13 protein-coding genes and 1 tRNA gene are annotated in these 12258 nt (G+C 37.6%); 12 read left to right on the plus strand and 2 right to left on the minus strand.

From position 1 onward, the window contains the following. The first annotated feature begins 14 nt into the window (after positions 1-14). Positions 15-272 (plus strand): HPr family phosphocarrier protein, encoded by a 258-nt coding sequence (locus LS41612_RS04340; protein ID WP_024363900.1) that lies wholly within the window; start codon positions 15-17, stop codon positions 270-272. A 168-nt stretch (positions 273-440) separates the two neighbouring features. Here the strand turns inward: LS41612_RS04340 and clpP are convergent, their stop codons facing one another. Then, positions 441-1028, minus strand: coding sequence for an ATP-dependent Clp endopeptidase proteolytic subunit ClpP (clpP, locus tag LS41612_RS04345; RefSeq protein ID WP_024363901.1), 588 nt, complete (start codon positions 1026-1028; stop codon positions 441-443). Positions 1029-1335: 307 nt separating this feature from the next. On the opposite strand from clpP, the gene LS41612_RS04350 reads away from it, so the two are divergent. From LS41612_RS04350 to LS41612_RS04365, 4 genes are all read left to right on the plus strand, one after another. Beyond that, positions 1336-1410: transfer RNA gene (locus tag LS41612_RS04350), tRNA-Arg, on the plus strand. 507 nt (positions 1411-1917) lie between these two features. Continuing rightward, positions 1918-2712 carry a basic amino acid ABC transporter substrate-binding protein gene (locus LS41612_RS04355; protein ID WP_024363902.1) on the plus strand — a complete coding sequence of 265 codons (795 nt, stop codon included), beginning with the start codon at positions 1918-1920 and terminating at the stop codon, positions 2710-2712. A gap of 94 nt (positions 2713-2806) precedes the next feature. Beyond that, the gene (locus LS41612_RS04360) at positions 2807-3511 is read left to right on the plus strand and encodes an amino acid ABC transporter permease (RefSeq protein ID WP_024363903.1); all 705 of its coding nucleotides are present in this window, start codon (positions 2807-2809) and stop codon (positions 3509-3511) included. Next, positions 3508-4230, plus strand: a complete 723-nt coding sequence (locus LS41612_RS04365; protein WP_024363904.1) for an amino acid ABC transporter ATP-binding protein — start codon at positions 3508-3510, stop codon at positions 4228-4230. The genes LS41612_RS04360 and LS41612_RS04365 overlap by 4 nt, the downstream gene beginning before the upstream one ends. Positions 4231-4286: 56 nt before the next feature. On the opposite strand, the gene LS41612_RS04370 is transcribed toward LS41612_RS04365, so the two are convergent. Next, entirely contained in the window at positions 4287-4901 is a 615-nt protein-coding gene (locus LS41612_RS04370) for a spore coat protein (protein ID WP_024363905.1), read from the minus strand. A gap of 157 nt (positions 4902-5058) precedes the next feature. On the opposite strand from LS41612_RS04370, the gene LS41612_RS04375 reads away from it, so the two are divergent. The 7 genes from LS41612_RS04375 (at position 5059) to gap (ending at position 12117) form a co-directional block, all read left to right on the plus strand. After that, positions 5059-5640, plus strand: coding sequence for a LemA family protein (locus tag LS41612_RS04375; RefSeq protein WP_024363906.1), 582 nt, complete (start codon positions 5059-5061; stop codon positions 5638-5640). Beyond that, a complete protein-coding gene (locus LS41612_RS04380) occupies positions 5640-6398 on the plus strand; it encodes a TPM domain-containing protein (RefSeq protein ID WP_024363907.1) in 759 nt (252 codons plus the stop codon). Before LS41612_RS04375 ends, LS41612_RS04380 begins: the two co-directional genes overlap by 1 nt. Before the next feature lie 227 nt (positions 6399-6625). After that, a complete protein-coding gene (locus LS41612_RS04390) occupies positions 6626-8902 on the plus strand; it encodes a S9 family peptidase (protein ID WP_024363909.1) in 2277 nt (758 codons plus the stop codon). 166 nt (positions 8903-9068) lie between these two features. Next, a complete protein-coding gene (locus tag LS41612_RS04395) occupies positions 9069-9296 on the plus strand; it encodes a glutaredoxin family protein (protein WP_024363910.1) in 228 nt (75 codons plus the stop codon). Positions 9297-9664: 368 nt separating this feature from the next. Further along, positions 9665-9787 (plus strand): hypothetical protein, encoded by a 123-nt coding sequence (locus tag LS41612_RS23655; RefSeq protein ID WP_255313811.1) that lies wholly within the window; start codon positions 9665-9667, stop codon positions 9785-9787. 247 nt (positions 9788-10034) lie between these two features. After that, positions 10035-11063, plus strand: a complete 1029-nt coding sequence (locus tag LS41612_RS04400) for a sugar-binding transcriptional regulator (RefSeq protein ID WP_024363911.1) — start codon at positions 10035-10037, stop codon at positions 11061-11063. A gap of 37 nt (positions 11064-11100) precedes the next feature. After that, on the plus strand, positions 11101-12117 hold the full coding sequence (gap, locus tag LS41612_RS04405) for a type I glyceraldehyde-3-phosphate dehydrogenase (RefSeq protein WP_024363912.1): 1017 nt from the start codon (positions 11101-11103) through the stop codon (positions 12115-12117). Positions 12118-12258 lie beyond the last annotated feature (141 nt).

The following is a 12258-nucleotide window of genomic DNA, read 5'->3' on the forward strand; positions in this document are numbered from 1 at the left end:
GGGGAGTATTGCGAATGACTGAAAAAACAGTCCAGGTAAAATTAAAATTAGGACTTCAAGCTAGACAAGCAGCGTTGTTTGTACAGGAAGCAAATCGTTTCAGCGCTGATATTTTTCTTGAGAAAGACGATAAAAAAGTAAATGCCAAATCCATTATGGGTGTAATGAGCTTAGCCATTGCAAAAGGCACGAAGGTTGTTTTAAGCAGTGAAGGTAGCGATGCAGAGCAAGCGGTTTCATCCTTAGCTGCGCTTATTGAAAAGGAAGACTAATCAAAAACCTCTAAGTCACAAGAGCTTAGAGGTTTTTGATATTGCCGTTGGGCGGACACATATGAAAGTTGCGACTCGCGCTAGTGAGCGGATGTTTTATGTCTTACGTGAGAGCCTAGCACCCATTAAAAAAACCCCTAAGCCATTTGAGCTTAGCGGTTTTTCTAATTAGCGTTCGTTACGTACAAAAATATGGTCGATTAAGCCGTATTCTTTCGCACGTTCAGCTGTCATGAAGTTATCACGGTCTGTATCTCTTGAGATGACTTCTAATGGCTGACCTGTACGTTCAGATAAAATACCATTTAATTTTTCACGAAGGAATAAAATGCGTTTTGCCGCAATTTCAATTTCAGTCGCTTGACCTTGTGCACCACCAAGTGGTTGGTGAATCATTACTTCTGCATTTGGTAATGCATAACGTTTACCAGGTTCACCAGCAGCAAGTAGGAAAGCACCCATAGATGCAGCCATACCAATACAAATTGTTTGTACTTTTGGCTTGATGAATTGCATTGTATCGTAGATTGCCATACCAGCTGTAATCGAACCACCTGGTGAGTTAATGTAAAGAGAAATATCTTTATCTGGATCTTCTGCTTCTAAGAATAGAAGCTGTGCAACGATTGAGTTTGCAACGTTGTCATCAATCGCACTACCTAATAGGATAATACGGTCTTTTAGTAGTCGTGAATAAATGTCATAAGCACGTTCACCACGACTTGTTTGTTCAATAACTGTAGGAATTAAATTCATGTTAAATCCTCCTTAAAAAACTAAATTCGAATACTTTTACTGAAATCATCCATTATATTTCAGTTGTAACCTTATCATACACATTATAGTCAGGGAAGGTCAAATATTAACGCTGATATTAAGAAATAAAATATATAACAAAAATAAAAATTTATAGTTGAAAAATGGGCAAGACGTTTGTATAATGGAAAGGTCGTAAGTTAAAGTACAGTACACTATTTTGCAGGTATGCTTCTGAAATGAGGATTATCTACATGATGCTTTACCGTAAAGCCTTAGAGTGAGTACTTTTTTTTTATGTTCAATTGCCCTCGTGGTGTAATGGATAACACGTAAGATTCCGGTTCTTGCACTGGGGGTTCGATTCCCTCCGAGGGCGCCATTTTACTGATTATTTGATATACTTTTATAGCTCGTTCTCCTATAAGTAGTTTAGCAGCCTGCTTAGGGGAGAAAGAGAGGAATAGGGGGGGAATATTGTCCCGTAGGCATTATTCCCAGATTTATTCCTTTCTAAACCTTCAAAAAGCAACAACTCCAAAAATTTTTTTTAGTGAACATACCGAACGTGAGGCTAGCACGCTAGCCCAAAAGAAGAATCCTATCTGAGGGGATTCTTTTTTTGTGCTCAAAAATATCTAAAATCTGTATAAAAACGATCTTAAAATTGCATAAGTATACATTTTGTGACAAGTATCTTGTTTTTATTACATAATTTTTCTTCATTATGCTTAGTAAAATTCATTTTTATGAAAAAATAATCACTTTTATACGAAATCGTATTGTATATCAACTCTATTGACACTATAATTGACCTAATAGTCTAACATTTCCGAATTGAGAAAAATGAAGTGGTCGGAAAATGATTAAATGTTTAGGGGGAAAAACTATGAAAAAACGTTTTTGGACGTTATTGATGATCGTGGCGGCATTTACGCTTGTGCTAGCGGGCTGCGGTGCTAAAGAAGACACATCTACTGGTGATGCACCGGCTGATGGTGGCGCGAAGGACAAGGTGTATAAGGTAGGAACAGAGGCTACATTTGCACCGTTCGAGTCAATTGACGATAAAGGCAATATTGTAGGATTAGATGTCGATATTTTGCAAGCGATTGCTGATGAAATGGGCTTTAAAGTAGAATGGGAAAACATTGGCTGGGAGCCAGTATTCCAAACAATTAAAAATGGTGAAACACATATCGGTGCATCTGGTATTACGATCAATGAAGAACGTAAAGCATCATTTGATTTTACAGAACCATATTATGAATCTCAATTATTAATCGTTGTAAAAGAAGATTCTGATATTAAGTCATTAGCTGATTTAAAAGATAAAAAGATTTCAGTACAAATTAATGCAACGGGTCATATGGCAGCAAAAAAATTACAAGGCGATGCAAGTACAAACATTATGGCATTTGAAAACCAACCAGTTGCTATTCAAGAAATGTTAAACGGTAACGTAGATGCAACAATTGGCGACAATGCAGTTATTTACGAATATATCAAGGCAAATCCAAATGCAAAACTTAAAGTAATTGAAGATGATGCATTTGAAAAAGAATACTATGGCTTTATGGTAAAAAAAGGCAATACGGAGTTATTAAAACTATTAAATGAAGGTCTACAAAAAATTAAAGACAATGGTAAATTAGCAGAAATTACTGGTCAGGACTTTAAGTAATAAACGATGCCGTTAGCCGAATCATGCTAGCGGCTCATTTGATTTATTAGGGGATTTAATAGTAGAGAATTTGAATGGGAAAGTAGGGGTTCTGATGGACATCTTTGATTTACAATGGGACATAGTTTGGAACTACCGTGATATGTTTATACGTGGTATAGGTATAACAATCATTTTAACACTCAGCGGTTATTTTGGTGGTATTATTTTAGGCTTACTATTAGGTTTAGGAAAACTATCGCAAAATAAGTTAATTTACTGGCCATCTAAACTATATGTGGATTTATTCCGTGGAACACCAATGCTTGTGCAAATTTTACTAATTCATTTAGCGGTTATTCCAACAATTTTTGGTCATTCATTAGGTTATATGGTTTCTGGTATTACAGCACTTGTACTAAACTGTGCTGCTTATAATGCAGAAATTTTTCGTGCGGGTATTCAGAGCATTGATAAAGGGCAAATGGAAGCAGCACGTTCACTTGGCTTAACACACAATCAAGCGATGAAAAAAGTAATTTTACCACAAGCCTTTAGACGTATGATTCCACCACTTGGTAACGAATTTATTGCGTTACTAAAAGATTCTTCTCTAGTAACGGTTATTGCAGCACCAGATATTTTATATGCAAGTAAAGTAGTAGCGGGTGCGAGTTTCCGTTTCTGGGAACCGTATATTGTCGCTGCCCTACTATACTTGGTTTTAACATATGTTGTAACAAAGGTAGTCGCATTTATAGAGAAGCGATTTAGCAATAGTTATGTCCCTCGTAAAGCAGAAGGGAGAGAAGCAAGATGATTAAAATTGAAAACCTACACAAATACTTTGGGAAGCTCGAAGTATTGAAGGGCATTGATTACGAAATACAAGAGAAGCAAGTCGTTTGTGTCATTGGTCCTTCAGGGTCAGGGAAAAGTACTTTTTTACGTTGCATCAATATGCTGGAAGAAGTAACGGACGGTGCCATTTATATAGAAGATATCAAGATAAATGCACCAAAAACAAATATTAATGCCATTCGAGCAGAAGTCGGGATGGTATTCCAACAGTTTAATTTGTTCCCTCATATGAATGTCATTGATAATGTCACGATGGCGCCGATGCAAATTCGCAAAATGAGCCGTGCGGATGCAGAGCAACTAGGTCATGAGCTTTTGAAAAAGGTCGGTCTTGATAGCAAAGCTTATAGCTATCCTGAGCAGCTTTCAGGTGGACAACAACAACGAGTAGCGATTGCTAGAGCGTTAGCGATGAAACCAAAGGCTATATTATTTGATGAACCAACTTCTGCACTTGACCCAGAAATGGTGAAAGAAGTATTAGATGTTATGAAAAATCTAGCATCTGAAGGGATGACAATGATTGTAGTCACACATGAAATGGGCTTTGCACGAGAAGTGGGCGACCGTGTTGTGTTCATGGATGGTGGTTTTATTGTAGAGGAAGGTACGCCAGAAGAGATTTTTGGTAATCCACAAAATGAGCGAACAAAGGCTTTTTTAGGGAAAGTTCTTTAATTTTTAATAATAGGAAAAACCATTCATCGCATTTTGCAATGAATGGTTTTTTGTTATTAATGGAGGGGATTTGTAGTAGTGCCGTACGAATCAAGCAATGCACGCATATCTTGTTGTGAGTATTGCGGCACTTGATAATAGCCATGCTTATTTTGGTAAATAGAAAGTTCGTATGCCATTTCGATACAGTTGGGAATACTATCAGCAACAACACGACGCACAACTGGATTTGTTGTTTCTGTCGCTGCTGCCGTTAAACATTTAGCAGACCCTTTATGTGCACCAAGCAAGAAGCCAGAAATGATTTCATCATTAATCTCACTCACATTTTGCATTGGCTTTTTCGGCTGTGAAGGCGTAATGCCATATTGGAAGTTGTTTCCTGTTTGCATTTCATAACGACCTGTTGGCACAGATGGATCATGTCCTGTTTTAAATGACTCCACAATCGTATTGTACATACCGAGTGTGAAATTATATTGATTGTCCAAAATGCTAAGTAATTCTGGATCTTTTACTTGCGGACGTAAAAGCATGGATTGATTCAGACATGCAATAATTTCGCCAATTGCTTCATGCATGTCCATTACTTCATGTCCACCGTGGTTTAGGCTTTGTTGTTGGTTAGATGATGTTACATCATTTGATTCATTATAAAAAGATTGTGACAAAAAAAACGCCTCCTGAATGTATAGTTTGTTGCAGTAATTAGTATGTCTTGTTCGCCATATTTCATACGACATAAAACTGTTTGCATATATTTAGCATAGCGATGTTTTTTTGCAACACATTAGAGGTATAAGAAAAGAAAGTAAGGAGGCTGTAAAATTGAAAAAAGTATTTGGACCTGTCGCAATCATCATCATTATTTTAGGTGTATTCGCTTTATTATTTATTCCAAAATATAATAGCCTTGTGACGGCGGAGGAAAATGTGGATTCGAAATGGGCTCAAGTCGAAAATCAGCTACAACGCCGCTACGATCTAATTCCGAATTTAGTGGAATCGGTCAAAGGATACGCAAAACATGAGCAAGAAGTCATTGCCAGCATAACAGAGGCACGTGCACAGTTAGGTAATGCACAAACACCAGAGCAACAAGCGATCGCCAATGATGCGTTAAATGGTGCGCTTGGTCGATTGCTTGTAGTGGTAGAAAATTATCCGAATTTAAAAGCAGATGCGAATTTCCGCCAATTAATGGATGAGCTTGCAGGCACGGAAAATCGTTTAGCAGTAGCACGAGAAGATTACAATAATGAAGTGCAAGGCTTTAATAAAATAGTAAAACGCTTTCCAGGTAATGTAGTAGCAGGTATGTTTGGCTTCGAGCAAAAGGAATACTTTAAGGCAGCAGCTGGGGCTGAAAAAGCACCGGCAGTAGATTTTAGTGATTCAGGTAAACAATAATGAAGCGTTTGACCGTAATACTTGCTTGTTTCATGTTTTTTGTAACAGTCGACAATGCATATGCCCAGTTCCCAACACCGATGAAAAATACGTACATTCATGATTTCGCTAATGTACTATCAACGTCTGTAAAGGAAGAACTCAATTCTTATTCAGAGCAGTTAGATAAAGGCACTGGTGCTGAAATTATGATTGTAACGGTGGATAGTATTCATGGGCAAGAAGCTAAAATGTATGCTACCCAATTGATTCGTGCTTGGGGCATTGGTGATGCGCAGAAAAACAACGGCGTTTTGCTACTGGCTACATTTGAGCAAGGGCAAGGAAAAAATGATGTGGTGATCGCGGTGGGCCAAGGGCTTGAGGGCGCGTTACCAGATGGGAAATTAGGACGGATATTGGATTCTGCTTTTTATCCTTCTGCAAGTAATGGTGAAATTGACCAAGCATTTCAAGCGACGTATACAGCATTGTATCAAACTGTAGCGCAAGAATATCATTGGCAAGGTCAAATGCCAACTCAACCAGTAGAGGATGAATCGATGCCCACTTGGATGTTTGTACTACTCGTAATCCTCGTACTCGTCGTCATTATCTTCTCCAATGGAGGAGGCGGACCACGTTCAAGAGGACGGGGAAGAGGAGGTTATCCAGGTGGTTTTGGTGGAGGTTTTGGCAGAGGCGGCTCCGGTAGCGGAGGATTTGGAGGCTTTGGCGGAGGCTCATCTGCTGGAGGTGGCGCTAGCCGAAAATGGTGACAGGCACCTAAACAATTTTGTCACTAGAACCGCAGTGGATTGACACGTTTTCGTAATAAAATAATTTACTAGCTAAAAGACTCTTCTTCATACGAAGAGTCTTTTTATTTTGGATAAAGAGGATAATTAAATAAGTTTTATCATTTATTGACAAAAAAACTAGATTTGTTATAATTTCTTTGTATCGACTAACGATATAACGCACACTGATATAAGGAGGAATCATTTTGAAAAAAAGATTTTTGTCAGCATCTTTAGCGGTCATTTTAACAGCTTCTGTTGTCTATCCTGTTTCCATTCAGGAAGTACGAGCTGCAAATGAAACGAGCAATGTAATTGTTGCACAAGAGGAGCGCCTAACAGCAAAAGAATTTCTTGAATTAGCTGTGACTTCTTTAACTTTCCAACATGGGTCACAAGCAATGCGTCAAGAAATCATGGATAAGTGGGTTAAAGAGGGAGAATTACAAAATTTAGGTACTGCCATTAAACGTGATGAAGTTGCTCGAATTTTAGTAAGAGCTCTTGATAAAGAGGAAAAAGAAGCATCATTAGCAGACTATTTAGAAAAAGCGAATAAGCTAGGCTTATTTAAAGGTATTTCTGAAAATAGTGAAACCATCTCAAAACAAGATGCTACTAAAATATTTACAACGTTTAAGTCTATAAAAAACGGAACGAATAACGAAGGGGTAAAAGAAATTTCTGTAGAGGATTTTATGAAAAATCCAGGAAACTTCGGTTACCAATTGTCACCAGATGGTAATTACATTACATTTGCTTCAGCATGGGAATCTCGTTCAAATGTATTTGTGAAGAAAATGAATGACGATAGTGAACCTGTTCGTGTATCAAGTTCAAAAGATCGTGATATTTCAGGATTCTTCTGGAAAGACGATACATTGCTTTATGCAAAAGATAAAGGCGGCGATGAGAACTTCCATATCTATTCGTCTTCATTTAATGGTAGTGAAGAAAAAGATTTAACACCTTACCCTGGTGTAACTGTAGGGGTATTAAGTAATTTACAAGGTGTTAAAGATGAAATATTAATTATGATGAACAAAGAAGATGCGAAAGTTTTCGATGTGTACAAGCTTAATGTCAAAACAGGCGAAACAAAACATGTTGCAAAAAATCCTGGGAACGTATCGAATTGGGTAGCGGACCGTGATGGCAATATTCGTATTGCTGTCGTTTCTGATGGTGTAGAAGGTACAATTTTATACCGAGAAACAGAAAAAGATGAATTCAAACCATTTATTGAAATGGCTGCAGGAGATGAAGTAAATCCGCTTGCCTTCTCTAAAGATAATAAATATATTTACGCTACTTCTAATAAAGGTCGAGATAAAGTACAAGCTGTGAAATATGATCTTGAAGGTAAAGAAGAAGTAATTATGTCGAACGATGAAGTAGACGTTGCAGGCGTATTATATAATAGCGAAAAAGATAAAATTTTATACGGTGCATATATGACTGATAAAGTACATTATCAATTCTTTGATGAAGATTTTGAGAAACTATTCCGCAAAATTCAAAACAAACTAGGTGTTGAAGAAAGCGAAATAGGCATCAATGACTACAATAAAGAAATGACTAAGTTTATCGTCAGCGTGTCAAGTGACACTGTATACGGCAAATATTATTATTATGACTCAACAACAGATGAAATAACAGAACTAGCAACATTAAGTCCTTGGTTAAAGTCAGAAGAACTTGCTGAAATGCATCCAATTTCGTATAAGAGCCGAGATGGACTGACAATTAACGGTTATTTAACATTACCAAAAAACAAAGAAGCAAAAGACTTACCGCTTATCGTGAATCCACACGGCGGTCCATGGGCACGTGATATGTGGGGCTTTAACCCAGAAGTACAGCTTCTTGCAAACCGAGGATATGCTGTGCTACAAGTGAATTTCCGTTCTTCAACTGGATACGGAAAAGAATTTTTACAAGCTGGTAATAAGCAATGGGGTCTAAAAATTCAAGATGATATTACAGATGGCGTGCAATGGGCAATCGATCAAGGCATCGCGGACCCTGACCGTATCGGTATTTATGGTGCATCATTCGGTGGCTATGCTACATTAGCTGGTATTACAAAGACACCTGATTTATATGCTGCGGCAGTTGACTATGTTGGTGTATCAAATATCTTCACATTGCTTGATACAATCCCACCATATTGGGAAACAATGCGTAACATGTTCTATGAGCGTGTAGGGCATCCAGAGACAGACAAAGAGCTATTAACAGAAGCTTCTCCTGTCTTCCATGTTGATAAAATTAAAACACCATTATTTGTTGCGCAAGGTGCAAACGATCCACGAGTTAATCAGGCAGAATCTGATCAAATCGTAGAAGCATTACGTGCGAGAGGTGTGGAAGTAGAGTACATGCTGAAAGAAAATGAAGGGCATGGCTTCCAAAACGAAGAAAACCGCATTGAATTCTATAATGCAATGGTTAAATTCTTCGACAGCCATTTAAAAAAATAACAAACGATGAGACTGTGCAAAAATTACCTTGCACAGTCTTTTTTCATTTAAAATAAAGAAGATGACACGGTCACGGTCGTTGATTTACGCCAAGGTCACACGTAAATCGAAATTGTGTGCGAATTGTTTGCGTGCCTGGCACCATAAAGTAAAAGGGGTTGGTAAAATGGACGTGAAATTTTTTAGTCGTTCCCAGTGCGAGCTTTGTGTGGAAGGATTACGCACATTAAAACTTGTTCAAGAAGAGTTAGGTTTTACCATTGATATGATTGATATTGAAACCGATGAAGCGATACATGAAAAATATATGCTGATGATACCGGTAGTGGAAAAGGATGGAGAAGTTATACAGTATGGCAATTTAGATTATGTAACATTAATGGAACGTTTGTGACAAATCAAAGAGCCATTACGTGAGAAGAACATAGCTATTTTAGCCAACTAAATTATCATTCACTAAATGAAGTAATATCGAATGAGGTAAAAGGTTATAAATAAAGCGAAAAAATTCGTTATTCTCTAGCCGAGAGAATAACGAATTTTATATTTTTAAACCTGTATATTCACGTTATTCACAAATTGTTCAATGAAAGCGTTATGAATATGAACAGTTTGTGAAGACCTTCACACAAAGCTTTATTTTTAAAAAAATAGGAGTAGAATAAGAATCAAGTAAAGGTTGTTATAAAACAGATTAGAAAAAGTATCACATTTTTACGTGGTTGTTATATTACAAAAATAAACTTAAAGGGAGATTTGACTATGTGGGTTATTACAGTATTTGAACAAAAGGACGTTCGTATTTTTGAATACACAAACAAAACGGAAGCTACAAAAGCTTTAGCAGGTTTCAAGAAAAACGCAGTATTATCTTTCACTAAATAAGAACAAAGTCATCTCGCAATCAGATTGAATGATTGCGAGATTTTTTGTGCCAACAAAACAGTACAGCATGTCATTTTTACTTTGCTAATAATGAGTGTCGCTATGTATAAAGGTTGTACTAGCAACTCATACCATTAATTACTTGCTCTTTTTTATAAAGCATATTATAATTAAATTGTAAGTGGGACATTATTTAATATAGTGGGATAAAAAACGACCCACTGTAAGTGAAAGGGAGTAGATAGATATGTTAACTGTACCTGAGGCACAGCGAAGACTACTTCCGGAAATGAATCCGCTTCTACAATCGAGATATCGTATTCTACAATCGATACAGCTGATGCAACCAATTGGCAGACGAACGCTTGCAGAGTCCCTAAAAATGACAGAACGTGAAATCCGTAAAGAAACAGATATTTTACGTGAGCAAGGGTTATTAGATTCCCAAAAGTCGGGTATGGTATGTACGAGTGATGGCGAATTAGTGATTGAACAGTTAAGAGCATTAGTGTATGAATGGTCGGGCCTTACTCAACTAGGCAAAGCGCTCGAACAACAATTAGGATTGCAACATGTGCTAGTCGTACCAGGTGATTACAACGATGACGAAACCGTTTTAACATTGCTCGGAAAAGAAGCGGCACAGCAATTTCTTTCGACTATTGCCAATGAGCAAGTAGTGGCTGTTACTGGAGGGAAATCAGTTGCCTCCTTAGCGCAGTTTTTACAACCAGTCGATCATCAGCAAAACATTACATTTGTTGCTGCTCGTGGTGGTATCGGTCATGAAATGCACATGCAGGCCAATACACTGGTTGCTACGTTCGCTATGCAAATGGATGCCCAGCACCGTACATTATTTTTACCAGAGCATTTAAGTGAACAGGCTTATCAAGCGATGTTAACAGAGCCTATGGTAACAGAAATAATGGCTTACTATGACCGCGCTGACTGCGTTATTCATGGTATCGGCTCTGCTGAAGAAATGGCGATTCGTCGTAATACATCTGCCGAAGATTTACGTATTCTCGAAGAAAAAGGTGCTGTTAGTGAAGCATTCGGCTATTATTTTAATGCCGAAGGACAAATTGTGCATCGTATTCGCACGATTGGTATTCAACTTGAACAAGTTGAAAAATGTAAGCATATTATTGCGGTGGCAGCAGGCAAACAAAAAGTGAATGCCATGCTATCTTATTTTAAGGTAGCACCGAAGCAGACGATTTTTATAACAGATGAAGCTGCAGCAAAGGCAATCGCTGAACGTTTACTGTAAAAATAAATCAATGAAAACATTATTGGAGGAATTGACAATGGCATTAAAGTTAGCAATTAATGGATTTGGACGTATTGGTCGTTTAGTATTTCGTGAAGCAATGAAGCATGATGAATTTGAAGTAGTTGCAGTGAATGACTTAACAGATGCTGGTCAGCTTGCACACTTATTAAAATACGATTCTGTACATGGTATCTATGATGCTGATGTAAATGCAGATGAAGATTCTTTCGTAGTGAATGGAAAAAAGGTTAAAGTATACGCTGAAAAAGACCCAGCGCAGTTGCCATGGGGCGAGCTTGGTGTAGATGTTGTCCTTGAATGTACAGGTCGATTCCGATCAATGGAAGATGTAGGGAAGCATATAGAAGCAGGTGCTAAAAAAGCCATTTTATCTGCACCAGCTAAAGGAGATATGCCGACATTCGTAATGGGTGTGAATCATGAGGATTACAATCCAGAAACAGACGATGTCATTTCAAATGCATCTTGTACAACAAACTGTCTTGCACCAGTAGCCAAAATTTTAGATGAAAAATTTGGCATTGAACGCGGTATGATGACAACAATCCATTCTTATACAAACGACCAACGTATCCTTGACTTCCCGCACTCTGATCCGCGTCGTGCGCGTGCAGGGGCAGTGTCAATGATTCCAACAACGACAGGTGCAGCAGTAGCAGTTTCCAAAGTATTACCTCAATTAAAAGGTAAACTAGATGGATTTTCTATGCGTGTTCCAACACCGAATGTATCATGTGTGGATTTAGTGGTAGAACTAAAAGCAGATGTTACAAAAGAGTCTATTAATGCCGCTTTAAAAGAAGCTTCAGAAAATGAGCTAAAAGGTATTTTAGGCTACAATGAACTACCATTAGTATCAATTGATTACAATGGTAATCATCATTCTTCAACTGTGGATGGCCTTTCTACAATGGTTTTAGAAAATAGTATGGTGAAAGTTCTTGCTTGGTACGATAACGAAATTGGTTACTCTACTCGTTTAATGGATCTTGCATTATACATTGCTCAACAAGGGTTAAATCATAAATAAGTGTCATAATTCGCAATTTGAAGTAAAAAGTGTGACATAATACGGCTTTTTACGCAAAAATAGTATAGCCTTTATAATATCGAAAAGATATAATATACAAGGGTAATAGGAGTAAGGGATGTACCCTTACTCCTTTTTTTA

This window comes from Lysinibacillus sphaericus (genome assembly GCF_002982115.1).
GTDB lineage: Bacteria > Bacillota > Bacilli > Bacillales_A > Planococcaceae > Lysinibacillus > Lysinibacillus sphaericus.

Bases quoted from the DNA above. Each gene is read 5' to 3' on its own strand.
- LS41612_RS04340 (WP_024363900.1), top strand. From the start codon at position 15: ATGACTGAAAAAACAGTCCAGGTAAAATTAAAATTAGGACTTCAAGCT.
- clpP (WP_024363901.1), bottom strand. From the start codon at position 1,028: ATGAATTTAATTCCTACAGTTATTGAACAAACAAGTCGTGGTGAACGT.
- LS41612_RS04355 (WP_024363902.1), top strand. From the start codon at position 1,918: ATGAAAAAACGTTTTTGGACGTTATTGATGATCGTGGCGGCATTTACG.
- LS41612_RS04360 (WP_024363903.1), top strand. From the start codon at position 2,807: ATGGACATCTTTGATTTACAATGGGACATAGTTTGGAACTACCGTGAT.
- LS41612_RS04365 (WP_024363904.1), top strand. From the start codon at position 3,508: ATGATTAAAATTGAAAACCTACACAAATACTTTGGGAAGCTCGAAGTA.
- LS41612_RS04380 (WP_024363907.1), top strand. From the start codon at position 5,640: ATGAAGCGTTTGACCGTAATACTTGCTTGTTTCATGTTTTTTGTAACA.
- LS41612_RS04395 (WP_024363910.1), top strand. From the start codon at position 9,069: ATGGACGTGAAATTTTTTAGTCGTTCCCAGTGCGAGCTTTGTGTGGAA.
- LS41612_RS23655 (WP_255313811.1), top strand. From the start codon at position 9,665: ATGTGGGTTATTACAGTATTTGAACAAAAGGACGTTCGTATTTTTGAA.
- LS41612_RS04400 (WP_024363911.1), top strand. From the start codon at position 10,035: ATGTTAACTGTACCTGAGGCACAGCGAAGACTACTTCCGGAAATGAAT.
- gap (WP_024363912.1), top strand. From the start codon at position 11,101: ATGGCATTAAAGTTAGCAATTAATGGATTTGGACGTATTGGTCGTTTA.